21 protein-coding genes are annotated in these 25,764 nt (G+C 48.0%); 10 read left to right on the top strand and 11 right to left on the bottom strand.

Features of this window, described 5'->3' with window-relative positions:
• Position 1 precedes the first annotated feature (1 nt).
• Positions 2 to 523, bottom strand: coding sequence for a shikimate kinase (locus tag HMPREF0999_RS18980; protein ID WP_009276651.1), 522 nt, complete (start codon positions 521 to 523; stop codon positions 2 to 4).
• Between the two features lie 80 nt (positions 524 to 603).
• Complete coding sequence (locus HMPREF0999_RS18975; protein ID WP_009276650.1) at positions 604 to 2,664, bottom strand: hypothetical protein; 2,061 nt, start codon at positions 2,662 to 2,664, stop codon at positions 604 to 606.
• Between the two features lie 105 nt (positions 2,665 to 2,769).
• Between HMPREF0999_RS18975 and HMPREF0999_RS18970 the strand changes: the two genes are divergently transcribed.
• The 6 genes from HMPREF0999_RS18970 to HMPREF0999_RS18945 are packed head-to-tail and all read left to right on the top strand — an operon-like array spanning position 2,770 to position 8,380.
• Positions 2,770 to 3,951 (top strand): glycosyltransferase family 87 protein, encoded by a 1,182-nt coding sequence (locus tag HMPREF0999_RS18970; RefSeq protein WP_009276649.1) that lies wholly within the window; start codon positions 2,770 to 2,772, stop codon positions 3,949 to 3,951.
• Positions 3,952 to 3,956: 5 nt separating this feature from the next.
• Positions 3,957 to 4,673 (top strand): glycosyltransferase family 2 protein, encoded by a 717-nt coding sequence (locus tag HMPREF0999_RS18965; RefSeq protein WP_009276648.1) that lies wholly within the window; start codon positions 3,957 to 3,959, stop codon positions 4,671 to 4,673.
• Positions 4,674 to 4,682: 9 nt separating this feature from the next.
• A complete protein-coding gene (locus tag HMPREF0999_RS18960; protein ID WP_009018725.1) occupies positions 4,683 to 5,480 on the top strand; it encodes a polysaccharide deacetylase family protein in 798 nt (265 codons plus the stop codon).
• Positions 5,467 to 6,102, top strand: coding sequence for a viroplasmin family protein (locus tag HMPREF0999_RS18955; RefSeq protein WP_009018726.1), 636 nt, complete (start codon positions 5,467 to 5,469; stop codon positions 6,100 to 6,102). Before HMPREF0999_RS18960 ends, HMPREF0999_RS18955 begins: the two co-directional genes overlap by 14 nt.
• Before the next feature lie 56 nt (positions 6,103 to 6,158).
• Complete coding sequence (locus HMPREF0999_RS18950) at positions 6,159 to 7,292, top strand: glycosyltransferase family 4 protein (RefSeq protein WP_009276647.1); 1,134 nt, start codon at positions 6,159 to 6,161, stop codon at positions 7,290 to 7,292.
• 23 nt (positions 7,293 to 7,315) lie between these two features.
• On the top strand, positions 7,316 to 8,380 hold the full coding sequence (locus tag HMPREF0999_RS18945; RefSeq protein ID WP_009276646.1) for a glycosyltransferase: 1,065 nt from the start codon (positions 7,316 to 7,318) through the stop codon (positions 8,378 to 8,380).
• 13 nt (positions 8,381 to 8,393) lie between these two features.
• Here the strand turns inward: HMPREF0999_RS18945 and HMPREF0999_RS18940 are convergent, their stop codons facing one another.
• The 6 genes from HMPREF0999_RS18940 to HMPREF0999_RS18915 all read right to left on the bottom strand — a co-directional run bounded on the left by HMPREF0999_RS18940 (position 8,394) and on the right by HMPREF0999_RS18915 (position 13,822).
• Positions 8,394 to 9,257, bottom strand: a complete 864-nt coding sequence (locus HMPREF0999_RS18940) for a hypothetical protein (protein ID WP_009276645.1) — start codon at positions 9,255 to 9,257, stop codon at positions 8,394 to 8,396.
• A 6-nt stretch (positions 9,258 to 9,263) separates the two neighbouring features.
• A complete protein-coding gene (locus HMPREF0999_RS18935) occupies positions 9,264 to 9,998 on the bottom strand; it encodes a lipopolysaccharide kinase InaA family protein (protein ID WP_008774328.1) in 735 nt (244 codons plus the stop codon).
• A complete protein-coding gene (locus HMPREF0999_RS18930) occupies positions 9,982 to 11,037 on the bottom strand; it encodes a glycosyltransferase family 9 protein (protein ID WP_009276644.1) in 1,056 nt (351 codons plus the stop codon). The genes HMPREF0999_RS18935 and HMPREF0999_RS18930 overlap by 17 nt, the downstream gene beginning before the upstream one ends.
• Positions 11,037 to 11,642 carry a DUF4254 domain-containing protein gene (locus tag HMPREF0999_RS18925; RefSeq protein WP_005860709.1) on the bottom strand — a complete coding sequence of 202 codons (606 nt, stop codon included), beginning with the start codon at positions 11,640 to 11,642 and terminating at the stop codon, positions 11,037 to 11,039. The genes HMPREF0999_RS18930 and HMPREF0999_RS18925 overlap by 1 nt, the downstream gene beginning before the upstream one ends.
• A gap of 84 nt (positions 11,643 to 11,726) precedes the next feature.
• Positions 11,727 to 12,410 carry a response regulator transcription factor gene (locus HMPREF0999_RS18920; protein WP_009276643.1) on the bottom strand — a complete coding sequence of 228 codons (684 nt, stop codon included), beginning with the start codon at positions 12,408 to 12,410 and terminating at the stop codon, positions 11,727 to 11,729.
• Positions 12,407 to 13,822 (bottom strand): sensor histidine kinase, encoded by a 1,416-nt coding sequence (locus HMPREF0999_RS18915; protein ID WP_009276642.1) that lies wholly within the window; start codon positions 13,820 to 13,822, stop codon positions 12,407 to 12,409. The genes HMPREF0999_RS18920 and HMPREF0999_RS18915 overlap by 4 nt, the downstream gene beginning before the upstream one ends.
• A gap of 160 nt (positions 13,823 to 13,982) precedes the next feature.
• Between HMPREF0999_RS18915 and HMPREF0999_RS18910 the strand changes: the two genes are divergently transcribed.
• Both HMPREF0999_RS18910 and HMPREF0999_RS18905 read left to right on the top strand, forming a co-directional pair.
• Positions 13,983 to 14,861, top strand: coding sequence for a GLPGLI family protein (locus tag HMPREF0999_RS18910; protein WP_009276641.1), 879 nt, complete (start codon positions 13,983 to 13,985; stop codon positions 14,859 to 14,861).
• Positions 14,858 to 17,383 carry a carboxypeptidase-like regulatory domain-containing protein gene (locus tag HMPREF0999_RS18905; RefSeq protein WP_009276640.1) on the top strand — a complete coding sequence of 842 codons (2,526 nt, stop codon included), beginning with the start codon at positions 14,858 to 14,860 and terminating at the stop codon, positions 17,381 to 17,383. Before HMPREF0999_RS18910 ends, HMPREF0999_RS18905 begins: the two co-directional genes overlap by 4 nt.
• A gap of 20 nt (positions 17,384 to 17,403) precedes the next feature.
• Here HMPREF0999_RS18905 and HMPREF0999_RS18900 read toward each other — a convergent pair whose 3' ends face one another.
• A complete protein-coding gene (locus HMPREF0999_RS18900; RefSeq protein ID WP_009276639.1) occupies positions 17,404 to 19,578 on the bottom strand; it encodes a S8 family peptidase in 2,175 nt (724 codons plus the stop codon).
• Between the two features lie 290 nt (positions 19,579 to 19,868).
• Between HMPREF0999_RS18900 and HMPREF0999_RS18895 the strand changes: the two genes are divergently transcribed.
• Complete coding sequence (locus HMPREF0999_RS18895) at positions 19,869 to 21,590, top strand: helix-turn-helix domain-containing protein (RefSeq protein ID WP_009276638.1); 1,722 nt, start codon at positions 19,869 to 19,871, stop codon at positions 21,588 to 21,590.
• Between the two features lie 109 nt (positions 21,591 to 21,699).
• Positions 21,700 to 22,899, top strand: a complete 1,200-nt coding sequence (locus HMPREF0999_RS18890) for an MFS transporter (RefSeq protein ID WP_005860702.1) — start codon at positions 21,700 to 21,702, stop codon at positions 22,897 to 22,899.
• Between the two features lie 8 nt (positions 22,900 to 22,907).
• Here HMPREF0999_RS18890 and HMPREF0999_RS18885 read toward each other — a convergent pair whose 3' ends face one another.
• Together HMPREF0999_RS18885 and HMPREF0999_RS18880 are read right to left on the bottom strand one after the other, a co-directional pair.
• Complete coding sequence (locus HMPREF0999_RS18885) at positions 22,908 to 23,459, bottom strand: hypothetical protein (RefSeq protein ID WP_010185641.1); 552 nt, start codon at positions 23,457 to 23,459, stop codon at positions 22,908 to 22,910.
• A gap of 62 nt (positions 23,460 to 23,521) precedes the next feature.
• The gene (locus HMPREF0999_RS18880) at positions 23,522 to 25,639 is read right to left on the bottom strand and encodes a thiol protease/hemagglutinin PrtT (protein ID WP_009276636.1); all 2,118 of its coding nucleotides are present in this window, start codon (positions 25,637 to 25,639) and stop codon (positions 23,522 to 23,524) included.
• Positions 25,640 to 25,764: the final 125 nt, after the last annotated feature.

Here is a 25,764-nt window from a genome sequence, read left to right as displayed (position 1 = left end):
GCTATAGGATTTTCATTAACGCGTTCGATATGTCATGTACATCAGATTCTGTTAACATCTTCTCGGCATCAAACGTTATGGACGCCTTCGTATAAAACGGATTCCTTTTCTCCAGACTCTCGGCGATAAACGCCTTCAGTTCCTCCCCGGAACGTCCTTTCAACACCGGACGGGTATGTTTGCACAACTCCAGACGCTTCGCCAGCTCCTCGACTGACACCTTCAAGTAAACCGTCGTGCCAGAAGCGTTCATAAACTCCATGTTATCGAAAAAGCAAGGAGCGCCTCCTCCCGTGGAGATCAGCACGTCCTCAAACTCAGCGACCTCGTGAAGCATATTCCGTTCTATCTCTCGGAAAGCCTCCTCCCCTCTCTCGGCGAATATCTGCGAAACGGCCTTATGATAACGCCCTTCGATATAGTAATCAAGATCTATGAACGAAAGACCGGCGAGCTTGGCAAGCTCTTTTCCCACCGTTGTCTTGCCCGCTCCCATATATCCGACCAAAAAAACACGTTTCATACGTTATTATAATAGTTTTCGCAAATGTAAACTTTTTCCGGGAACTCCATCTTCTTTATTCCTAAGAATCAATAAAAAAATCATAGGCCAATGGCTTTTACTGTCTGGGTCGCACGATCCACTACCAATAAAGTATGACGAGCACCGGCTATTTTCTCGGGATAGACCATCGAATCAGTAAAGTCCTGCAATAATTTTCCGTTCTTAGGGCTGATCTCCCATAGCTCCGACCGTTTATCATCGACACGAAGCGTAACAAACAAACGATCCCCTACAAACGCTATCGACTGGGGAGACTTTTCAAATCCCAATGTCACCAGATACGGCGCAAAGCCCGTGTCCCCTGCCCGAATGTCCGCAGGATCGAATAAATAGATTATATTTTTATTCTGGGCCGTCACATATAAAAAGCCATCATTTCGTGCCGCTACTGCATAAGTACCCATTGCCTCTTGTAAATTTACGCTACGGCTATATATAGGTACCCGAGCAGCGGAACCGGGCTGTACATCTTGCTCCAAGACAACTACCAGTTTCCGTTTATCCCGGATAAAGACAGCCCCTTGACTAGCCGTCACATCAAACGCATGAACGGTCTGATAACCACCCTCACCCCAAGTACCCGTACCGATACAAGTAATGAACTCATACGTTTCCGCATCAAACACATCCGTACGGCTTCCCGTATTCGTGACATATATTTTCCCATACGAGCGAGTCACGCCGTTTGGCTCCCCCGCAAAGGTCTCTTTCTTATCTCCGTTCATCCACTCAACCATACTTTTCACATGACGCACATTACCGGAAGATACATCAAAGACCTCCAAACTATAATGTCCCGGAGCGTCATTTGCTACATATAGCGTATTCCCATAAAGATGGACCGCTTTCGGATGAAAAGTTTCCACAGTGGCACCGGGAATATCCAAGACAGAAAGTGTAAATGAGAGAGGAGAACCCTCATCACCAGCCCTATCCGTCTCCATCGGAGCAAGCCCAAGCCCGCCATCTATGGCATCCAATTCCGGATCATCGATAATGTATTTCGAGGAAGTATACACGTTTTTATTCTCTACCAGATTCTTATTCCTCCGGGTATGCAAGAAACGGCGGGAATAAACCGGTAATTTCTTGCTCACGGAAAGCTGTGAGTAAACCTTCATACAAATTGTAGGGAAACCGCCTTCCGCCGGATAGTACGTCATATTCCCACTATGCCCATACCCCAAGCAGTGCGCCAGCTCATGATACGGCGTGTCAGAACCATTGGCATCGTCGGCATAATGGGTCAGATAGACATATTCACCTAGCCCAAAGGTATTTCCTCCACCCAGACCGACAACATTCACCACGCGTCCATAACACAACCCGCCATGATTCGTGATCTGTTTCTTCAACACATCTATATCCACGATTTGCTCGTTATTTATCAGCTTGCCGCGCCACTTCTCCAGTTCCTCATCAAAAAGCGAGGAAGAAAACATCGCGGCCATATTCAAGGAAAGGGCAACCGCCTCACGAGCCAGATGTGGCCTGAAGTTGCCCCAGTTCGAACCAGAATATTTACCAAACCAAATATCCCACTTAGGTTTCACGTTTATCATTCCTTGATAGACCGGATCTCCACATTCAACCCGCAAACTTATATTCTCGGCCACGATATCCGGATGGGCATCTATGGTAACCTCCTCGCCGGAACGTGTATAATAAACCTTCGCCCGTTCTAGAAAAGGCAGCTTCATTTTAAACTCCTGAAAAGGTAAAACCGTAGTAAACTCCGCAAACCGTACCTCATCCTCACAACCCTCAACCGTAGCCCAGACAATCACATTATGGATAGCTCTAGGAGAATAGAAACGAAGCATCAACTCCTTCTGCCCGGTAACTGACACCTGCAAAGGCTCATTCACCTTGAATTTTCGCTTTGACGAATCGAAAAGAACCTCGTCCGGTTCCTCATCCCGAAGGATATAAGAAGTATTCGACGAATCATAATCCTCCTCCGCCATCCGTATTAAACCATATTTACTCGTTCCTCCACTATTATCCACATCATCTTCATCCGAACATCCGAGAACAAGAAAGCCTCCCATTACAAACAGAATGACACGAATGATCGTGTATCTCAACATTTCATTCATAAATAATCTCTTACCAGTTTTGGACGCAAAAATAGTATTTTTATTTAACTCGCATAAAAGTCACCGTTTTTATGTAATTTTGCCCCGTAGACAGATAGAGATTCGATGATGAAATTTATAGATAAATTCAATACGATCATCCATAAACCATTCTTCAGCAAATATAGTACCTTGATGGGGCTATGGACATTGCTGGGGGTTATCGCATGGATTACCAAGTATTTCCCCGGGAAATATAACAACTTCTCGATCTTCAGACAATCCTTTTGGCATACGTTGAATGAATTGCCGCTCTATGCCGCCTATCCGGAAGAATACAACGACATTTTTCACTACGGGCCGGTATTTAGCTTGGTAGTGGCTCCGTTCGCCATTACACCGTTATGGTTAGGACTGCTCACTTGGTCGGTGGCGCAAAGCCTTTTCTTATTCTGGGCGGTCAAGATGCTGCCGGGGATCAAGCGGGAACGTATCTTTATCTATTGGTTCTGTGCCCACGAGTTGCTTACCTCGCTTTTCATGTCGCAATTTAATATCAGTATCGCCGCTATCATTGTCCTCGCCTACGCATTGATAGAGAAAGAGAAAGACGTATGGGCCGCTTTCGTGATCATGTTGGGTACCTTTACTAAATTGTATGGGATCACGGGATTGGCATTCTTCTTTTTCTCTCGCCATAAGATGAAGTTTAGCCTATCTTGCGTAGGATGGGCGGTCATCATGGTCGTAGCCCCGATGATATTGTCCGGGCCGGATTATATAATGTCCCAATATACCGGTTGGTTCGAGGACTTATCCGGAAAAAATTCGGAGAACTTATTTGCGCTCATGCAGAACATTTCCTTCTTGGGAATGGTTCGTAAGATATCGGGATCGGTCAGTTACTCGGACATTTATCTGATAATAGGGGGATTAATAGTATTCGGCCTGCCTTATCTACGCATCAGTCAATATAAATATGAGGCTTTCCGGAAAACGTTATTGGCCTCGGTGTTGATGTTTGTCGTACTGTTCAGCACGGGTAGCGAGTCCAGTACCTATATCATAGCGTTTATCGGAGTCGCTATTTGGTATACGGCTGTACCGTGGAAACGTTCGACATTGGATATTGTCTTGATGGTCTTCGCCTTTATATTGACCAGCATGTCTCCGTCCGATCTTTTCCCGAAATACATACGAGTGCATTATGTATACCCGTATGCGTTAAAAGCGTTGCCTTGTATGCTGATCTGGCTAAAGCTGACATTTGAGATGTGTACGAGGAGTTATAATCCGGTAAAGGTATAAATGGAATGAACGCACGAGCAGACATAGATTTGGTATTACCTTGTTACAACCCGCCTTCGGGCTGGGAGGAACGAGTAGCCACCCATTTCCGCGAAGTGGAGCGATTATTCAGCCCGGTACGTTTCCACCTTTTTATTGTCAGTGATGGTTCGAGACGGGGATACGAGCCGGAAACGATTGACCGCCTCCGGCAATTGATACCGAATGTCTGCGTCGTAGACTATAAGCCCAACAGGGGAAAAGGATATGCCTTGCGAGAGGCAGTAAAGCGATGTACCTCTCCCTACATTATTTATACGGACTACGATTTCCCTTATACAAACGACTCGTTCGGCAGGATGGTCGAGACGTTGCTAGGAGGAGCGGACGTGGTCGTGGCTACCCGTAGCAAAAGTTATCAGGAGAATTTGCCTCCTTTCCGAAAAGTGCTATCCAAGCTATCCCATATATGTAACACATGGATTTTGAGGATCAAGATCAAGGATACGCAAGGAGGTATGAAAGGATTCAGTCAAGCGGGACAAGCGATATTCCTGACCACCCGTATCAATAGCTTCCTGTTCGATACAGAATTTATCTATAAGGCAAGTCGCCGGAAAGAGATAAACTTACGGACGATCAATGCGAACATCAAAGAAGGACTAGCGGTATCCGATATGGGATTCAAGGTCCTGCGGCGGGAAGCGTTGAACTTCTTATCCATCTTATTTCATAGAGATTAATTAACATTCATGATATTACTTAGTTTTGATATCGAGGAGTTTGACGCTCCATTGGAACACGGCGTGGAATTGCCGTTCGAGGAACAAATGCGTACTTCCGTGGAAGGAACCCGGAAGATATTGGCATGTCTGGCCCGTCACCGGGTAAAAGCGACTTTCTTTTGCACGGCGAACTTCGCCCTTCATGCGAAGGATTTGATCTTGGACATCCAAAAGGGTGGACATGAGATCGCTTCGCATGGTTTTTATCACTCGTCGTTCGAGACCGCCGATCTACGCAAGTCCAAAGAGGCATTGGAGGAACTGACCGGACAACCGGTGAACGGTTTCCGTATGGCCCGCATGATGCCCGTCGAAGAAGAAGAGATCCATAAGGCCGGTTACTTATACAACTCGTCCTTGAACCCGACTTGTATTCCCGGCCGTTATAACCATCTGGGGCAACCCCGCACCTATTTCATGAAAGATGGCGTATTGCAACTGCCCGCCTCGGTGACCCCGATCGTCCGTTTCCCCTTGTTTTGGCTGGCTTACCATAACCTTCCGGCCACCTTGTACCGTAAGTTAGCGCTTTGGACTTGGAAAGAGGACGGTTATTTCCTGACCTATTTCCATCCGTGGGAGTTTACCTCCTTGAGCGACCGGAAAGAGCTAAAGTTGCCGTTTATCATGACCAACCATTCCGGTTGCGGCATGGAAAGAAGGCTGGACGCCTTGATCCGTTTCTTCAAGGATAAAAGAGCGCCGTTCGGTACCTATACGCAATTCTCACAAGAAATCTTGAGTAAGAGTCATGGCCAAGAATAAGTTTTATGTCGTATGGAAAGGGTTGAACCCGGGAATCTATGATAACTGGGCGGAATGCAAGGCACAGGTAGACGGACAAGAGGGAGCCAAATATAAATCCTTCGAGAACCGGGAGGAAGCCGCCAAAGCCTTCGAGGCCGGCTATACCCATTACCTAAAGACCGCCTCTTCCCCGAAAGCCGTGGCCCGTCTCGCGCCAGAAGCCCCGATCGGGAACCCCATCAATGAGAGTCTTGCCGTAGACGCCGCCTGTAGCGGTAATCCCGGGGATATGGAGTACAGAGGCGTTTATACCGCTACCGGGCAAGAGATCTTCCATATCGGCCCGCTGAAGGAGGGCACGAACAATGTCGGGGAATTCCTCGCCTTAGTACACGGCCTCGCCTTGCTACAGCAAAAGGGAAGCGACCTGCCGATCTATTCGGATAGCCGCAACGCCATCAGCTGGGTCAAGAAAAAGAAATGCAAAACCCTATTAGCACGTAAACCGATCAACGAACCTATCTTCGACCTCATCGAGCGGGCCGAGAAATGGTTGAACACCCATACCTATACCACCCAGATCCTCAAATGGGAAACATCCGTATGGGGGGAGATCCCGGCGGATTTCGGAAGGAAATGAGGTAAAGGTAATTAAAATTATATCGTATATTTGCCCAATATATCGAATTCAAGCCTATGAAGATCGCTTTCGACGCAAAACGGATTACGCATAACGCTACCGGACTGGGTAATTATAGCCGGTTCATAGTGAATAGTTTGTCCGCTTCTTTCCCGGAGCATACCTATCAACTCTATACGCCGGGCAAAGGCAAAGAAGTGTTACGGAAACGGATCGAGGAGCGTCCAAGTGTCTCATTCCATTATCCGGAAGGCAGGTTCGATAAACTATTTCCGTCTTTATGGCGTACCTCGGGCCTAACGGCTACGCTTCGAAAAGAGCACGTAGATCTGTTCCATGGCTTGAGTAATGAGATTCCTATGAATCTAAAACAGAACGGAATCCCAGCGGTCGTAACGATACATGACTTGATCTTCTTGCGTTACCCGCAGCTTTATAAACCGATCGATCGTTCCATCTATACCTACAAATTCAAGCAAGCTTGTTTACGGTCGGACAAGATCATAGCGATCAGCCGACAGACGATGCGAGACATCCGGGACTTCTTCCACATTCCGGAAAGCAAGATCGAGGTTGTTTACCAAGGTTGTGACCCGATATTCGGCCAAGCGGTTCAAGAAGACGTGAAATCGTCCGTACGCGAGAAATATCAGATAAACGGGCCTTATATATTATATGTAGGGAGCATCGAGGAACGGAAAAATTTATTGCTTCTGGTAAAAGCCCTGAAAAAGCTGAAAGAAGATATCTCCGTGATCGCTATCGGTAAGCATACGCCTTATACGGACACGGTAGAGACTTATATCCGGGAAAACAACCTGTCCGGTCGCGTCCATATCTTGACTCATATACCTTTTAACGAATTAGCCGCTTTCTATCAGATGGCGACCTTATTTGTCTATCCCTCGTTTTTCGAAGGATTCGGTATCCCGATCTTAGAAGCCCAGCTTGCCGGTATTCCGGTGATAGCGGCTACCGGTTCTTGTCTGGAAGAGGCGGGCGGACCGTCCGCTTTATATACCGATCCAAGAAACGAACAAGAACTGCGCGGCTTGATAGAGTCCGTATTGAACGAGCCGAAGCTGGCCGAATCCATGCGTTCCGGCGGACGAGAGAATATACGGCGATTCATGCCCGACGTATTAGCGGCTCATTTCATGCGAGTATACGAGAATATCTCACGATCTTAGCAAATCCATTTTATCCATACACAATGAATATACTTTTAGTCTATAAAGAAGCCGATATAGCAACCTACAAAATGCTGGAAGGATTGTCCAAGCTTGAGGACTTCAACATCTATATCGCTTCTCCCCAATCGTATACCGACAAAAATATCTATGGGAATTGTACACCTTTGGATCTGCCGGTCATTACCTCGAAGTTCAACTGGAACGTTATTCGTGCCCTGCGCAAAATCATCAAGACTTATCGGATCGACCTTATCTACTCACCGAGTAGTTCCGGTTTATCAAACGCTCTATTCGCTTCCATAGGCACACGGGCGAAGAATATCGCATACCGAGGTACGCAGGCTAAATTGAAGCGGTTCGATCCGACCTATTATCTAGGCATATTAAATCCCGCCGTGGAGCATGTCGTATGCGAGACCAAAGATATCGAGGAATATCTCTCCCGATTCATCGCACGAAAAAGACTAACGACCAGCACAAAGCCATTTGATATCGATTGGATCAAGGAGGCAGTCCGTACGCCCAAACAAGCAGACGATATTCCGGACGACGCCTTTCGTTGCATCTATATCGGAGCGACGAAGAACAGGCCGTTCAAAGGCTTAACCGATTTGATTGATGCGTTTATCTTATTGGATGATCCACGGGTACATCTTACAATCGTGGGAGAATATGGGGAAAATGATTTCCAATTAGCCCAACAGTCGAAGGTAAGCGCACAAATTCATTTTCTGGGACAGCGTTCCGACGCCATCTCTTTTCTGGTCACGTCCCAGTTGTTTATACTTCCCTCGCACCGGGATGCCTCCCCAAGAGTCGTGCGAGAGGCTATGGCTTGTTCAGTACCTTGTATCGTAACAGACATACCGGGAGCAAGAGACTTAATCATAGACGGAGTCACCGGATTGTTAGTGCCGCCTTCTTCTCCTCAACAAATGGCGGCGTCTATCCGCTCGCTTATCGATAACCCGGAGCGATTGGAAGCGTTCGCCAAGGCCTCACGTGAGCATATCATCCAAGATTTCAGCGTAAAGGCTTATACAGACGGCTTCGCCACGTTATTCAGGTCGATCAAGAAAGCATAGATTATTTACAGATTCAGAAACAACGGATATAAGCTAATGAATAGCTATCATAAAGATGGTCCTTCATTCCATGTTTATATTGGAAGGACAGGATATTTTTCTTAAGCTCATAATTTAGCTTTGTCCGTAGAATCATCGGCTTATCCCCATTATCCCGATATCCCCGGAAACCGGCATAATTACAATCCAACGAGACCCCCCGATAGGTCCCTGACACACCTGCCCCATAACAGAAAGCGTCGTTCTGACGATTAACGACATCGTTAGTCATCCAACAATAAAAACCCGCTAAAGCTTGCACACGGATCGAAGCGTTTACATCTTTCCGCTTCCACAACGTACGTCCCAGATTGGCGTCGAACCAATAAGAGGCCGCATCCGTATAACGAGCGTCGCACAAGCGTCCGCCACTGGCGGTTTTCAGGTTGGCGCTTACCACGATATCCATCCATTTCTCGCTCCGGAGGGCTTGGAAATAAAAATTAAAGATCACGTCGCCCCGGCAAACAATCGGGGATTTCAGTTCTACCGCATAACGCTCATCCCGCACTTCCGGCGACATCTCATACCATTCTTGGAATACCCAACTGACATTCACTCCTACACGTCCCTTTACGACAGGAATGTACAAACGGGTAAAGATATCTTTCGTCTGATCGCCTCGCGTCTTATGATATTCCCCCCGAAGCTCCACTTCCCAACGGCTGGACAGGCTTCCTCCTACCAACTCGGGAATCGGAAAGGCATTTGGCCCGAAATAACGGGGCGAGTAAGTCAGATACTCTACCTTTTCCCACCATTCTAACGCCTTAACCGGAGATACATAGGCCAAAAGACAACTAACAACTAAACAGAACCGGAGTATTTGTATTTTCATAAAAGTCTATAATTCAAATTCAATCTCATGCTTCAACGCATATTTCTTCCAGAAACGATTTCGATAGTATAATATCCAACGAAGGCATTCCGCTTTATCAAAATGCCGGCTCTCGGCATAGGTCTCTGCCATTAAACGAAAAGCGGCTTCCCGTCCCCACAAACGGGAGAAATTCGCGCATCCTCGTTTCAGCGAGACAGGCCCGAAGTGCATCCGGTTTATATCGATCAAGGAGAACTTAACCCCTTCCTCCGTACGATCGTACAATACATTTCCGGGAGAGAAATCGGCATGATAAACCTCCGCCTCATGCAACTTTGCCATATAAGTACCTAACGCACGGAAAATATCCTCGTTCTCCTCTACCGGACGCTGTCCGACTTTATACAATGTCTTATAGCTGGATTGCAAACTGATAAAATAACTATATCCCAAAAGGCCTTTCTCCCGAAAAAGGACATAAGCGATCGGGGCAGGAGTCTCAAACCCCTTGGCAACCAATCGCAGAGCGTACTCATAGGCTCGCACAGCCTTAGGCTGACGGAAAAAACGATAAATAACACGGTTTATCAAGAGGGGGATTCTATACCGCTTGACATTCAGTTCCACACCATCTACCTCAAAAACCTTGATCTCATTCCTCGCCTTATAAATCGTTTTTCCCTCTTCCGAAAATATACGAGGTACACGCCTTACAAAATCCTCGAATCGCCCGTACGCCGGGTTAATGACCTCCTTCATCCGAAACCATTTCATTTAAAGAGGTTAATACCTTGTTTATGATTAGATCCGGATTGAGCTGTCTCATACACGCCCAATCCTTCCGCAGGCAGGGCTTTTGGCCGAATACGGAACAAGGACGGCAAGGTAAGTCCAACTGGATACAATCTTCCGGATCCTGATGATATCCGTAAAATCCGGCATAGGGATGGGTAGCGCCCCAAACGGAAAGCACCCGTGTACCGACCAAGGAAGCGAAATGCATATTGGCGGAATCCATGCAAATCAACAGATCCAACCGGCTGATCAAGGCCAGTTCCTGATCCAAGGAATACTTGCCCGCCACGCTTTTTACCCGGGGATACTCAAAAGCCCATTGATCCAAGAGCGCCTCCTCGTAGCCACGACCACCGAACAGGAAGATGGTAAAATCCTCTCGATCGGAAAGCTCGGCCATGACCAGCTCCATCTCCCCGGTCGGATAAATCTTTCCCCGGTGCTTGGCGAAGGGGGCGATACCGATCCATTTGCCCGTCTTCGTTCCCGCAAGGGGTTCCAAGGCGGATAAATCAGGGGTCGAGGTCTCATAAAGCGAGGTGAACGATTCCGTATAATGAAGTCCAGCGTTACGGAACACATCCGCATAACGTTCGATCACCGGGCGAAGTTGTTTAAATCGTTTATGCTTCGCGTCGGTCAACCGGGCACGATCTTTCCGGGCCTTATCCACGACAAACACCCGTCTGCCGTTCAAGCGGAACAGCGTACGGATAATCATGGTTCGCAACACATCGTGCAAATCCAGCACCATATCGAAATCGTATTTCACCAAGGCAGAGGCAAAACGAAGCAATCCCGCCAACGTTTTCTCCGTGCTCTTCGTATTGATACCGATCACGTTCACGTTCTTCGGGCGGTTGATAAAAACCGGGATCAAGAACGCTTGCGTCAACACGGTAAACGAGTCCGTAGGATTCGCCTTGGCTGCGGAATAGATAACGGGAACGGTCATCGCCACATCCCCGATAGCCGAAAGTCGTATTACTAATATATTTGCCATTATTTCTTACCGTACAACACAGGATTCAAGGCCGGGTCGTTGTACATCTTCATTTGCTTGTAGACCTTCATGTATTTCTTACCGTCACGGATATCGGATAGCAATTGATCCAAAGCCATCGACAAATCCTTCTTCTGCTCCATCAGCACCGCCAGTTTCTGCTCACAACGAGCCTTATGCTCGGCAGTAGCATCCGGACGGTTTGCCTCCTCACGCATATGATAGATCTTTAGCGTAAGGATAGAGAGACGATCGATCGCCCAAGCCGGGCTTTCCGTATTGATCGTAGCGTCCGGCAAGACTTTCACGTTCTTGTATTTATCCAGAAAGAAACTATCGATCAACTCTACCAAATCCGTACGATCTTGATTCGACTTGTCGATGCGGCGTTTGATAGCCAGCGCTTCCACCGGGTCGATCTCCGGATTCCGGATAATGTCCTCCAAATGCCATTGTACGGCATCGATCCAGTTCTTAAGATAAAGATAAAACTCGATGCTTTTTACCGCATAGGGATTATGCACTGTAGCATCTACATTGTCAGTTACATGATAAGCCTCCGTAGCTTGCTCAAAAATGCGGAAACATTGTTCGCTGAAGTTCATATATGATTCATTTTCTTTCTGTGAATACTTTGTGGGACAAAGATAATGCTTACGGATCAGAAACCCAATTCTACCGGATAAATTCTATCCTCTTAGCATATATCCTTTCTTCGGCAAGGATACAATGCCGGTAGACGGATCGTTATGAAGCGCTTTACGGAGATAGGTGACCTGCACATTCAAGGCCAGGGAGTTGGCGTATGAGCTAGTTCCCCAGACGGTTTCCAACAGAAGGTCACGATCCACCGCCAGATTCAGGTTTGTCGCCAGGATTCGCAGAATATCCGCTTGGCGGGAAGTGATCAATACCTTGTTATTACCCGTACGGATCTCGTTCGTGGTGTAGTTGAAGGTCGTGTTTCCGAAATGGAAGCTCTCCTCCTGCACGCTTTCATGGACACCGATCTCAAAACGGTCCTTGATACGGGCGATCAGCTCTTCCGGATAGAAGGGTTTCGCCAAGTAATCGTTTCCGCGCAAGCTAAAACCTTTCAAACGGTCGTTCTTATCGGAACGGTCGGAAAGGAAAAAGATCAAGACATGGCGGTCTTGCTCACGGATCTTTTCCGCTACCTCGAAACCGTTTAGGCCGGGCATGTTGATATCCAGCAAGACCAGATCCGGTTTCACGACCGGGAATTGCTTCAAAGCCATGGTACCATTGCCGGTATAAGTCACCTCATACCCCTCCCGTTCCAAGAATCGCTTCAAGACGAGGGAATACTTAAAGTCATCGTCAGCGAAAAGTATTTTCAATGTCGATTTCATAAAGCTGCAGTAGGTAGATTTATAGTAATTCGAGTGCCTTCACCTAATTCACTTCGCAGGGATACTGAACCATGATGCGCCTCTACTATTTGGCGAACGTAGCTCAATCCCAACCCAATACCCGGAATTTGCTTATCCGGCAGATGAGACGAACGGTAAAACTTCTCGAATACCTTTCGCCGCTCATCCGGAGCGATACCGAAGCCATTATCCGAAACGGTCAATCCCACCCCTTGCTGATTCCAAAGCACTACGATATCGATATTCACTTCCTCTCCCGAATATTTGATAGCGTTCTCTATCAAGTTAGACAAGACATTCGCCACATGTACCGGATCGGCTGTCAGATCCGGCATATCCGGGGGAAAGGCCGTCGAGAAAGAGACTTTTTTCCCGGTGGGGATATTGGTTAGGCGTACCACCTTCTCCACCAACTCACGGAGATTAAAAGCGGAAGGTCTCAGAAGCGTCTCCCGCTCGTCCGCACAGACCATATCTTTCAATTTTCCCAGATAGGCGGAAAGATTATCCAACTCGAACATGGAGTCTTGAAGGACCCGTTCCGTCGTGGCCTCATCCATCCGCATCTCCCGGTCATTCAAGAAAGAGACGAATACCTTCAAGGTTTGTACCGGTCGCCTCAGCTCATGGATCATCGTATGCACGAACCCCTCACGCAACTCGTTCAAGCGCATTTGCTCCCAGATCGTACGGATCTGGAAACCCAAACAAGCCAGCAATAACAAGATAAGGAAAATACTTAGGAAAAGCTGCCATCCCATCCGGCCCAATAACGGATTCATGGGAAGATCCACATCCACCCACACCGCCTTTCTCTCGATCGGGGCGAACAAATAGCATATCGAGATAGAGGTTGAAAGCAGTTTTTTCGATAACGGCAACCATAAGGCCGACGACTGCCCGGACAAGGTATCGCCCGCTACGAACGGACGTACCCGATAATCCAGACCGGGCAGACCGGCAGACAAGATGGAGTCCAAACGCTCCGCGGAGAAAGGCACGAAGAACTCCACGACCGAACGATCTACCCCAACTAATAAGCTATCTTCCGGCATATTCGGGTCCAGATGAAGCCGAAAACTATGGATCTTTGTCGTATCCTTGGGATAAAGCTGGAAACCGAACGAGTTTTTCAACCCGTTTAACACGCTATCACCAGACTGGTATTTCGACTGGCGTTCTATAATATAAGTACCTTTCGTCATCTCCGCCTCTTCCTTCCGCATACGAAATTCCTCCTGCCCGGCATGAAATACCTCACCGGCGATCTCATCCGCATAAGTACACATCTCATACCGGAACTGATTGAACAACCAATAGCCTTGTACCCCGATCGCCGCCAAAGCCGCCGCCAACGAGATTACCCATATCCATCGAATCCTCTTTCCCATATCTTATTCCTTTCCGGCAAAGATAGATAGCTACTCCATGATTACAACGTACATGTAGCCATTTTTATAAGCGGAGTAATATTTCAGTAATAAAAATCTTCCTTACGGTAAACGTTCCTCTCTTACATTCGCGACAAATAACTTCTAAAACCAACAGATCATGAAACGAATCATAGCGACAATCGGCCTGCTTTGCGTAGGTCTGTCAGGGGCGGGACACGAGACGAACGCCCAAGTGACAATCAACATCTTCAACCTAAACGACGTACTAAGAGCCAAGCCCATCGACGAGACACGTTTCACGGTACAATACCAGACCACGTCCATGCCGGACACGCTCCAACCCGACAAGAAAGAGGAAGAGACCCTCATGCTGAAGGTCGGGGATAAATGCTCCGTTTACTATAGTTACGCCAAATTCCTCACCGATTCCGTACTAGAGGCCGACAAAGCCGCCGGAGCCTCACAAGAAGTCATCAATGAACACCTGCAACAATATTCATCCAAGACCAACGCGCAGGTCTACAAGAATTATCCGGCGGGAAAGACCACGACCTTGGATGCCCTTGCCGCCAGTCGCTTTCGCTGCGAGGAAAAGGAGGAGCGCCCGGAATGGACCTTACTGCCCGATACGATGACCATCCTGTCCTATCCTTGCCGGAAAGCGACCTGTCATTTCAAGGGCAGGCATTATGAGGCTTGGTACACGCCGGAGATACCGAAAAGCGAGGGTCCTTGGAAATTATGCGGATTACCGGGCCTGATCCTAAAAGCCCAAGACAGCCAAGGACATTACACTTTCATCTGCACGGGTATCGAACTGAGCCGGGATAAGAACCCGATCCTTTTCGGGGGAAACGATTTCGAGCCGATCAGCCGCAAGAACCTGCAAAAGGTTTACGAACGATATGCCGCCGATCCTATCGGATACATCGCCTTGACCTCGCCACAGGTGAAAGTGACCGTCACCGACGATAACGGGAAACCTTACCAACCCAAGAACATGCCGTATAACCCTATAGAAAGGGAAGAAAGATGAAACGGATCATACTGCATATACACACTTTTTGTTTACTTACGCTGCTCTGCCCGGCAGGATTGGCCGCCCAATCCGTCATCCGAGGGATCGTGATCGACAGGGAAAGCCAACTGCCGGTAGAAGCGGCCACCGTGCAATTAACTAGAGGCAACGTCTCCCTTCCGATCAACTATACGTTAAGTAATAATGAAGGGACCTTTACCCTCACCCAACCGAAGCGGACGGACTCACTTCTCGTCTCCGTCTCGCTCTTAGGGTACCAAACCCAGCAACAAGCCGTACATGCCGGACAAACGCTTCGTTTTGAGATGGAGCCGCAGGTATTCAGCCTAAAGGAGGTGGAAATCCGTCCGGGACGTGTCTGGGGGCAGCAAGATACGATCAATTATGATGTCACCCGCTTTCTATCCCCAAAGGATCAATCCATCAAGGACGTATTACGGAAACTTCCGGGTATCGATATCGATGATCTGGGGAAGATCTCTTACAACGGGAAAGAGATCCGTAATTTCTATGTGGAGGGACTGGATCTCACCAACGGGAAATACAAGCAAATCAGCGAGAACCTGCGAGCCGACGCCGTACAGAACATACAAGTGATGGAGAACCACCAACCGATCCGTGTGTTACAGAGAAAGATCAAGACCGAAGACGTAGCGTTGAACCTCAAACTGAGACCGGAATTCCGGGATCGCTGGCTGATCAATGCCGAAGGCGGTCTCGGCGCATCCCCGTTCTTATGGAAAGGAGCCGCTGACGCCTTGCAGATCAGCCGCAGCAGCCAATCCGCTTATCTATATAAAGGGAATAATACCGGGCAAGATGTATCGGGCGAGCAAAATACGCTTACCGAATCACCCGAATCCCGTTTATCCGAGCCCAAGGTTCCCCAATTTCTGCTACAACCCTCATTCTCCGCCCCGCTAAAGAAAGAGCGCTGGCTGTTCAACCATATACACAGCCTATCCGCAAATCGCCTATATAAACTGAACGAGAACACCCAACTCCGTATAAACGCCGGTTATATCCACGACCTGCGAACACAGGAAAGGGGGAGTGAGACGACTTATTACCAATCCGAGGACACGATTCATCTAACGGAGCAAAGCGATAGCCGCATTCGCTCGGATCAAGCCAACCTCAATATCGGAGTGGAAAACAACTCGCAGGAAAGGTATCTCAAGAACCAGTTCTCAGCCACCGGAGATTGGCAATCCAGCCTTTCCCATATAACCGGAAACACAATTTCCACCGGCCGTACAACATTGGACCAACGCATCAAAACCCCGAACCTCAACTTACGTAATAATTTACGGAGCCTGTGGAGCTTGGACAAATACACGTTGGAAGTCCAGTCTTTGCTCCGTTACCACAGCAACGCGGCCGATCTTCGCTTGGATAACCATCCTTATCCAATGAGCTTACGCGACTTTTATACCGATAATTCCTTTTCATTCCTGAAAAAGAGCGGTTCCCTCACCCAGCGATATACGGTGGGCATAAGCGGGGAGATCAGCAATATCAAGAAAAGCCTGCAAACTTATCTCTCACCCGATTACCAATGGAATACCTATAAATGGACCCTATCCCTCAGCTCCCCACTCAGATGGACCGGATATACAGGGGTCGGTTTCTCCCGCATCTCGGTTAATCCGTCCCTGTCTATTATCTACAAACTGAATTACGCATGGCGTTTCACGGCACACGCCTCCTATAAGGAAAGATATGGAGAGATGACCGACTTATACGACCGGCCTTATCAAACGGATTACCGGAATAGCGTCTGGAATTGCGGAATCCTCCCGGTTTACAGACAACAGCTTTATTCCGTTTATGGGGAATACAAGAGTACAGCACGGGAATTCTTCGCCACGGTAAACCTGACACACAACCGGGAGTGGTACAATCGTATATACGAGCAACGTATAGAGAACGGGCAGGTACAACGAGTCTCCTTACCGCTGTCCAACCACGGTTCCGGCTATACCGTCAAAAGCACGCTATCCAAAGGCTTTTACGATCTAGGGCTAAAGACCTCGCTCATGGCGCTCCTCAATATCAGCAAGGCCGAGCAAATCAGCGGGGGACAAAGGCTTCCTTATCAATATCGCCTCATGCGCCTAGAGCCCAAAGTGATCTGGACTCCCAACCGCCATTGGGAAACCAGTTACCAAACCGATATCCGGTACGGAGGAAATAAAATAGGAGAACGTACCCGTTTGGCGCCCTTATGGAACGTCACCCAACAAGTACAACTCTCCTACATTTTCTCACCCATAGAGGCAAGCCTTTCCGTAGATCATTATCACAATGACGTGAATGAAGACCAATCCGTCAACGCCGTTTTCGCGGACTTCTCGGTCTTATGGAAATCCCGGCGTTTGCAAATCACCGCCACGGCGACAAACCTGTTCGACAAACGTACCTACGGATACACGCGATACGCATCGTTGGAAAGCTATACCTCATGGGTACGTATCCGTCCCCGGGAGTTTCTGGTAGCGATCCGCTACCAGCTATAAACGATCCAGACGAGTCCGGGTTATATGCGTATCTTCCGCTCCACCGTACCCTCTGCCGTATCTATCCGTATGAAATAAACGCCGGGCTGGACATTTCCCAAGGAAACAGCGTAATCCACCGAGGCTGGAGAATCTACCTTCTCACCATACAGATGACGGCCCGAAGCGTCATGTACATGGATGCTGAACGAACCGGGGACCTCCGCCCAACGGACATGGAAACTTCCTTTCGTACCGCTAGCATATACGGACACGGCCTCTTGCGGAGCCTCCTCGAATACGTTCTCCGTAGAGGTAGGGATTCCCAATATATCCAGCAGACCTTTATACACGTCTATCTTTCCCCATCCCCATTGCTTGTTCGGATAAGAGAGCGGTTTATCCTGAACAGCCGTACGGGAGAAGACATCCTTGATATCATCCGGGGATAAAGCAGGATTCGCCTGTAACCAGAGAGCGATACTGCCAGTCACGAAAGGACAAGCCATCGAGGTTCCACTCATATACCCCCATGGATATCGATGTCCATTGAAAGTGGAATAGCGAGCCTGTGATGCCTTGGCTCCTTCACCGGTCTCACCCTCCAGATAGAATGAGTTATAGGAGGATGCCACCCAAAGTCCGGGTGCTGTTATATCTGGTTTCATGCGATTATCAAGCGTAGGGCCTACGCTTGAAAATGATGTTAACTCACCCAAACTATTACCTGCCAAATAAGAGGTACCCCCATCTACATTTACCGGGCATATACGAGTGGCATAAGCCCCGACAGCTATCACGTTTTTGGCCGATGCCGGAGAGCCGACAGTGAAATCTCCCGTACCGACCGTATAAGGATACCCTTTTCCCAAGTCCGTAAATAAGCTCTCGCCATTGTTGCCCCAAGCCCGGACCGGCGTGTTATTTGTCGCCACATGAAGTAAGAATATCTTTTCATTTTTGGTGCCTTCCGGATAATTGAACTGAATAAAAAGACGGTATCTCCCATTAAACACATATAATTCAGATTCCATTTGCGCCTCATACACCAACGTGCCATCCACGCTCTCACTAGTAAAAACAGAAGACTTAGGCATTGTATCCAAGGCGAAAAACCCGGTAGTATTTAATATCTCATCGCTTTCGCGATCATACAGATCCAGGCAAACAGAAAAAGGTTCCCCGGGCTCGTCCGCCCAAATATCCACCAGTCCATAAGAAAGACCCGTATTAGACCTGCCTACAAAAGTATGCAAGGTATCCGAAGGCGACATCTGTTCGGTATATACTGGCATGTCCCTAGAATTTCCCATGGCAACCGTGATGATTTTTCCCGGTCCGACCATTCGGTCCAACATTATATCCATAAAATTAGTACCATCGTGTCCTCCAATACCATCCCCTAAACTAAGATTCACCACGCAAGGTCTACCCAGTCTCTCGCTCTCCTTGAATATATAGTCCACTCCGTCTACGATATCAGAATTCTGCATGGTAGTAGCCACCAAGATCATATCACTCTCGTTGGCCACACCTTGGTAGGGCGTATCAAACCCTCCTCCGGCAGCTATGCCCGCGACATGGGTACCATGCGTATTTACATCCGAATCAAACGAGCAAGCCGCATCCAGCAGTTCCTCTTCCGTCCTGTATTCCGCTTTACTATAAGGACTCGTTTGGTCCCAAACTTGTTTGATACGATACGCTTTACCCTCTTTGTCATAGAAATTTGGGTGAGTAAAATCTAATCCCTGATCGACCACACCCACGATGACCCCCTTGCCCGTATAAGGCTGGGGAAGCTTAGTCCCCGCATAGGCATCCGCCACGTCCGAGTAGTAACGGGCCGAGTCCATACTGGCCCTCATAGGTTGTGAAGCGGATACATATTGGATACAACCCAGCTCAGACACCGACTCCACGGCAGACAGGGGGATCAACACCGTAGCGATATCTCCCGTCCTTGTCCGGATACGGCACCCGGCCGAATCCAAGGAAGCCCATCCCTCATCCGTCGCCACCTTCACGAAAGCCGAGAGATAATCTCCCGAGATAGAACTCCTCAACAACGAGTTCGCCGTATCTTTCTTCGCTAATTTGTCTAAAAGAATACGTGTATAGGGAGACATCTTGGAATACGTAGGTTCTTGGGCAAACATCCCTCCTACCACAAAAATCGCTAGAAGCAGCGATAACAAAATAGATTTTCTCTTCATATTAACCATCTTTTCCATTATATTTCAATTAAGACGTAAAGCTCGTCTCATCACGCCAGCCACGACATTTTAAATGCGCCATTTTATCTGTCTTATTGTGATACAAAGTAAGGCTTTTAAATGCGGACTTTCATTAAGAAACCCCGCTACCTTACGACATTTAGTCCAAAAACAGTGTGACATATAATCCGGATTCGAGGTAAACTAGGCCCTTTTCATATCTAATCGTCACAAAAAACACTTATAAATCAAAGAAAAATTTATATTTTTGTTCGCTAAAAAGTAAATGAATGAAACTAACATATATAACTTTATTCTTTTTTTCTATCGTACTCTTGAGAGCGGCAAACCCTTCCGCAGATAACCGCCCCCAAGAAAAATTATCTTACCAATCCATATTCAATCAGATCATCGCAACCCCCGAAAAAGCGATAAACCTAGCCGATAGCGCCGAGAACCTACGGATCATACCGGAATACAAAGCACATATCATCCGGTCACGGGCATACGCCCGGTTGAAAAACGAGAAGAAAGCGCTGGAATACGCTCTAGCCGCATTCCACACCGATTCCGTACAAAACGACTCCACGGCCTACATGAATGTTTGCCAGATACTAAGTAATTGCTATATCGAGCTATCCCGCCAGAACGAAGCCATAGAATACGCAACGAAAGCGATACAGATCGCACGCTCCCAAGGCAATAAGAGCGTCGAGGCTACCTCTATGATCTCCATCTCACGGGCACAAAACGAGCTGGCACAAAAAGACAAGGCTATCGAGACACTTGACCAAGCGATTGAACTGCTACAAGGCACCACCGATCCGGAAGAAAAGTGTACGTTGATCTCACTTTATATGGAGAAGCTACGAAACATCATGATCCAGGAGAAAAATGAAGAAGCAATAAATACCGGAAAGGAAGTAGAGGCACTTCTGGAAAAGATGGAACAAACAGGCGACATGCAAGAGACAAGGGTGGATATGCACCTAGGTTATTTATATAGCTTCCTTTGCGAAGCGTATCAACTGATCGGAGAGGAACAAGCAGCGGCCAGTTACTACCAAAAGTTCCTCACCACCAAATTCGCCCAAAAGCCGCAGGGAAGAACGAGAGCGGACCCTTACCTGCTATTAATAAATGATTATAAGCAAGTGATCCATAACACCTTGGAACGGGAGAGACTGACTCCGGCGCAAGATTCCATCAATAAAGATTATACGGTGATGCTAGCGAAGCTAAAGAATACCTATTCCTTAATGGGGGACTATAAAACAGCTCTCCAATACAGTGATCGTCTCTCCAACATACGAAAGGAACTGTATGCCCGCGACAAGGAAAACGCGGCCATGGAACTTGCCATCGCCTATGAGACGAACGAAAAGGAAACCAAGATCATCAAGCAGGAAATGGAGCTGAAGCAGCGCAACACATTTCTCGGAGCCTCTCTAGGCATCATAATCCTCCTTATTCTCTTGCTTTGGATCTCGTACCGGAACAGCAAGGTCATCAAGCGAAAGAACAAGATCACAGTGAACCAAGTAAACCAACTCCTAGCCTACAAGAATGAGCTATTGGCGATCAAGGAACGTGACAAAGAGGCAGAACTATCGCACCAAGAAGAACTTCCCAAATCAGATAGCAAGACACAAACTGACCCAGATCAACCAATCGACCAAGATTCTTTCATCCTGTTGGAAGAAATAATGCATAAAGAGAAACTCTATCTAAAATCAGATCTTACCCGTGAGGACGTACTAAAACGGCTCCACATGGACAAAAACCGTTTTGCCCGGATGATACAGAGCAACACGGAAGACAATTACACAAACTATATCGGCAACCTCCGCATGGAACACTCCATACAGCTAATGAAACAATATCCTTATTACAACCTAGAAGCCATCGCCCTCGATTCCGGATTGGGAAACGTACGTGCCTTACACCGCCTCTTCAAGAATAAGATCGGGATGACGCCTACCGAGTATAAAAAAGCCTTACATGTGAATTAAATTAACTATTTGCAGCAATCGGTCCCAATCCCGTACAAAAAACTTACTTTAAGCCCTTTTATTCAATAAATTCATCTAATTTCGCGTCATTTATAAACGACACGTCTCTATGAATAATGATAAGATCGTCACACCCAGCTTTTGCTATATACTAGCGGCGAATTTCCTGCTTTTTTTCGCTTTCTATCTAATCCTGCCGATCTTACCTTTTTATCTGAAGGAAGAATTCATGATCGGGAAGTCTATGATCGGGTTTATCTTGTCGTGCTATACGCTAGCGGCGCTCTGTATCCGTCCGTTCGCCGGATATTTGCTGGATACTTTCGCCCGCCGTCCCTTATATCTGGTGGCTTATTTCATTTTCACCGCCATATTTGGCGGATACATGGTAGCCACGGCGCTTACCCTCTTTATCGCCTTACGCGTCGTACACGGTTTCGCCTTCGGCATGGTGACGGTGGCCGGAAATACGATACTGATCGACATCTTGCCCTCCTCCCGCCGTGGGGAAGGTATTGGCTATTACGGCCTAGCCAATAACATCGCCATGAGTTTCGGGCCGATGATCGGTCTGTTCATGCAAGGGAACTTCACATACGACGTGATCTTTTCCTGCTCGTTGCTATCCGGAAGCCTTGGTTTTATCATGGCCTATATGGTCAAGACTCCTTATAAGCAACCGGTCAAACGAGAACCGATCTCCCTAGACCGCTTTTTCTTGGTGAAGGGAACTTGGGCGGGTATCTCCCTATTATTGCTCTCCATTCCTTATGGTATGACTACCACTTATGTAGCGATGTACGCCGCTGAGATCGGGATCAGCGTAAACTCCGGACTTTATTTCACCTTTATGGCCGTGGGACTCGCTGTCTCCCGCCTGTTCTCCGGACGGCAAGTGGATAAAGGACGGATCACGCTTGTTATCTCCCTCGGGATGTATTTGGCGGCGGCCACATTCTTTCTTCTTGCGGCGCTCAAGGAGTTGATGCATTGGAATCCGGTATTTTCCTCTTATCTCTACATAGGTATAGCCCTCTCGCAAGGCGTGGCGTTCGGAACCATGTTCCCTGCTTTCAACACGCTTTTCGTGAATCTGGCACCCAATAACCAGCGGGGTACGGCCACGTCTACATATCTAACTAGTTGGGATGTAGGTATCGGTATCGGGTTGATGGCCGGGGGCAGTATCGCACAAGAGCTGGGTGGCTTCAACTACGCCTACCTGTCCGGCGCTTGCCTTACGGTATTGTCTACGTTTTTCTTTTTGTTCAAGGCAGGGCCGCATTTCAACCGGCACAAGCTAAGATAAGCATCACGTTATAAAGAAACCTTAAATTCCCCCGAGCGTATCCGCTCATTCAGTTCTTTCACCAAATCCTTATATTGATACCGGTTACCGCAGGTATGAATCTCTGTTAGCGGGTGTTTATCGATTACCTTCTCCAGTAATTCGGAGCGAGACGGCGTAGATGGCAAGGCCGCGTATTCCTCGTACGTGTAAGACAAGAAAGCCACGTTGCGCCCGATACCCCGGTTATCCAACAGATAGCCATCGGCCAAAGGAGTCGGGTAGGGATACTTATCCCCCACTTTCACATCGCTTACCGCCGGATACGAGACAATCGTCTGGCCATCCTCACTCAATCCAACCGGGACATGACGGCTATAATCTTTCGCCGTCTTATAGATCACCACAGGAGGAGCCGCTTGCACGGAGGAAGAAATCCGTCCGGAAGAAGCTGGTGTCGGCACCATTCCGGAAAACCGGCTGTCGGTCGTTTCTAACCCGGCAGCCTGCTTCCGACTGGAGGAACAACTGATCCCCCAGCAGGAAGCGATGAAGCATAAAGCCATAATCCCTTTTTTCATTTTTGCATTTTCTCTGTTATCGCATAAAGATCTCCCGTGAAGTTAAAACTTTCCGGTACCTGTCACAATACTATTTTCTTCTCCGCCCAACCCTGTTCGATACGGACTTTCAACACATAGATCCCCCCGGATAAACCAGCGGTAGAAAGGACGGACCCCGCCGTCCCGTTCATCACGCCCGTAGAGCAAAGCCTGCCCGATACATCGTATAAGTAAGCCTCATGGAGCGGAGACGTGAAGGATACGGACAGACGGCCTTCTCCCGCCAGGACCCGAAGCTTATCATCAACCGCCAATGGATGGATGCCTGTGGGAACGCCTTCCACGGTTACAAATACCTCTGTTCCTTTTATAAAATAGAGACCATCAGATACCACACTATACGCAGCCAGCACGTAGCGACCCGGGGATAGGTTTACTTTTATTTGAGTACGTACCTCTTTCTCTTCCCCTGACTGAAAGTAAGCGCCTTCAATAGACAAGTCCGTATATTCCCCCGTAGACAACGAATGCGCCATGAAGACTATCATCGGATTACGCTCATAGGCGCTCTCGTTGCGAATCACCGTGCACAACACGTTCGAGCCATCCACTACCAAGCTCTCTTCCGAATAGACAGAATGTGTCCCTGTATATTCATCAGCGTAGGATATCACCTCTATCAAGGAATCCGTCGCCAACAAATGGATTTCGTTATTCCTCACCCTTGAAGGGGTTAGCTCCCGCCACTCCTTTTCGCCAGATACACGATACAACGCCCTCAACCCGTATAGACCCGGATCCAAGCATAGTGGATCAGTCTTCCACAAAAAAGAAGGTGAAACCACAACTGGACTTATAACGCCCTTTTCCTCATAAACGATCTTGGATAGACTATCTCCGGTAAAGACTCCTAGAGCAAGTTCTAGCTCCTTCTCGGAGGAGGCATCTAGCTGTAGGGCATATTCAATGCCCAAAGAATCACCTTGCGAGATCGACGGACGATCTACATTCACCGAATTAACATTCAACGACAGATAAGGCTCGCTCGCCTCCGTGGGTTTCTGGAAACCGATAATCATATCTTGACCATAAGAGAATCCGCTATACGTTTTAATATATGGATTCAGCACATCCAGCTCGAAGAAACCGTTAGCGGCTCCTCCCCAACCCCAATTGATATGGAACAGGCCGTCCTTATCATAGCCATCGCAAACAAAGGCATGCCCACCACTCGTAGACGTCCCCCCGTACAAGACCGGACGTTTGGCCGCGAGCTCGACTTTCAACAACCTTTTCCAGCCTGCGGTCATATAATAGTCACGATGCAGACATAGCAGATTTTTATCATAATTAAGATTCTCGATCAATCCCTTGGCCATATATTCGTCCATAGTTCCGCTGCCAGCAGCAGAATAGAGCATATTACCAGCCACGCCCACAGCATACATCAACTCGGCGACAGCCTTATCTTGAACGGCGGTGGAAGTAGAGTCGTACACATCCAGCATATTCTTCCAGTCAAACGTATAGCCACTTAAATCCACGGAGAAAACAGTCTCGTTCACATTTTCCTCTCCCATTCGATATTGCCCTTTACCTACCGCTTTCTCCGGCCATTGGTGGTAATTCATGATCTGGACGGCAGCCGTAGCCACACAACCCGTCGCTGAACGCTTATCCCCATCCAACGGGCAAAGACTATTGTAAGGAGCGCCTTGATCCCATTTCGTCTGTATCAACGGCTCCACTCGCTCCGGAAACCCATCGTCTGAACGCGGAGACGAAACATTCTCCGGAAACACCTGTTCAAGCTGCGTATGGGCATGATCAATCTGGCGCTCGTATTCCTCAAACCAACCCCTCATGTTCGACGGCATATCTCCCGGATCGAAAGAGCCCGACAGGGAGTAACCCAGCACCGGGGCGACACGGTCGTCGCCCGACACCATCACGAAACCATCCCCTTCCCCTACATTATAGATATAGTAATACGGATCGGACGACACGGAACGCAGGCCGCTCCCCTCTCCCGTATACACCAACCGAAAATCGGATCCCGGGGCCGAGCGTAACATACCCTGTCCCTCATAAAAAGAGCGGGCTATCCTCAACGCCTCCGCCTCAGTACGCTGACGGGCCTCCAACGAGAAGGCCACGCTCACGACACACAATAAACATAACAGTAATCTTTTTTCCATCTATTATTTGTTTTTGACACTCGCAATGTACGCCTTTATTTAATGACGAATCCTTCCTCACAACCTTGAGTTGTGACATTCAGTCCTTAGTTTATGTCATTTGATACAAAATAACCAACGGGGTA

This window comes from Parabacteroides sp. D25, assembly GCF_000307475.1.
In the GTDB taxonomy this organism is placed as follows: domain Bacteria; phylum Bacteroidota; class Bacteroidia; order Bacteroidales; family Tannerellaceae; genus Parabacteroides; species Parabacteroides distasonis.
The sequence above is the reverse complement of the archived record's forward strand: the minus strand, read 5'-3'. Positions and strand labels throughout refer to the sequence as shown.

Coding starts and splice junctions, on each gene's coding strand:
- HMPREF0999_RS18980 (WP_009276651.1), bottom strand. CDS start 523: ATGAAACGTGTTTTTTTGGTCGGATATATGGGAGCGGGCAAGACAACG.
- HMPREF0999_RS18975 (WP_009276650.1), bottom strand. CDS start 2,664: ATGAATGAAATGTTGAGATACACGATCATTCGTGTCATTCTGTTTGTA.
- HMPREF0999_RS18970 (WP_009276649.1), top strand. CDS start 2,770: ATGATGAAATTTATAGATAAATTCAATACGATCATCCATAAACCATTC.
- HMPREF0999_RS18965 (WP_009276648.1), top strand. CDS start 3,957: ATGAACGCACGAGCAGACATAGATTTGGTATTACCTTGTTACAACCCG.
- HMPREF0999_RS18960 (WP_009018725.1), top strand. CDS start 4,683: ATGATATTACTTAGTTTTGATATCGAGGAGTTTGACGCTCCATTGGAA.
- HMPREF0999_RS18955 (WP_009018726.1), top strand. CDS start 5,467: ATGGCCAAGAATAAGTTTTATGTCGTATGGAAAGGGTTGAACCCGGGA.
- HMPREF0999_RS18950 (WP_009276647.1), top strand. CDS start 6,159: ATGAAGATCGCTTTCGACGCAAAACGGATTACGCATAACGCTACCGGA.
- HMPREF0999_RS18945 (WP_009276646.1), top strand. CDS start 7,316: ATGAATATACTTTTAGTCTATAAAGAAGCCGATATAGCAACCTACAAA.
- HMPREF0999_RS18940 (WP_009276645.1), bottom strand. CDS start 9,257: ATGAAAATACAAATACTCCGGTTCTGTTTAGTTGTTAGTTGTCTTTTG.
- HMPREF0999_RS18935 (WP_008774328.1), bottom strand. CDS start 9,998: ATGAAGGAGGTCATTAACCCGGCGTACGGGCGATTCGAGGATTTTGTA.
- HMPREF0999_RS18930 (WP_009276644.1), bottom strand. CDS start 11,037: ATGGCAAATATATTAGTAATACGACTTTCGGCTATCGGGGATGTGGCG.
- HMPREF0999_RS18925 (WP_005860709.1), bottom strand. CDS start 11,642: ATGAACTTCAGCGAACAATGTTTCCGCATTTTTGAGCAAGCTACGGAG.
- HMPREF0999_RS18920 (WP_009276643.1), bottom strand. CDS start 12,410: ATGAAATCGACATTGAAAATACTTTTCGCTGACGATGACTTTAAGTAT.
- HMPREF0999_RS18915 (WP_009276642.1), bottom strand. CDS start 13,822: ATGGGAAAGAGGATTCGATGGATATGGGTAATCTCGTTGGCGGCGGCT.
- HMPREF0999_RS18910 (WP_009276641.1), top strand. CDS start 13,983: ATGAAACGAATCATAGCGACAATCGGCCTGCTTTGCGTAGGTCTGTCA.
- HMPREF0999_RS18905 (WP_009276640.1), top strand. CDS start 14,858: ATGAAACGGATCATACTGCATATACACACTTTTTGTTTACTTACGCTG.
- HMPREF0999_RS18900 (WP_009276639.1), bottom strand. CDS start 19,578: ATGAAGAGAAAATCTATTTTGTTATCGCTGCTTCTAGCGATTTTTGTG.
- HMPREF0999_RS18895 (WP_009276638.1), top strand. CDS start 19,869: ATGAAACTAACATATATAACTTTATTCTTTTTTTCTATCGTACTCTTG.
- HMPREF0999_RS18890 (WP_005860702.1), top strand. CDS start 21,700: ATGAATAATGATAAGATCGTCACACCCAGCTTTTGCTATATACTAGCG.
- HMPREF0999_RS18885 (WP_010185641.1), bottom strand. CDS start 23,459: ATGAAAAAAGGGATTATGGCTTTATGCTTCATCGCTTCCTGCTGGGGG.
- HMPREF0999_RS18880 (WP_009276636.1), bottom strand. CDS start 25,639: ATGGAAAAAAGATTACTGTTATGTTTATTGTGTGTCGTGAGCGTGGCC.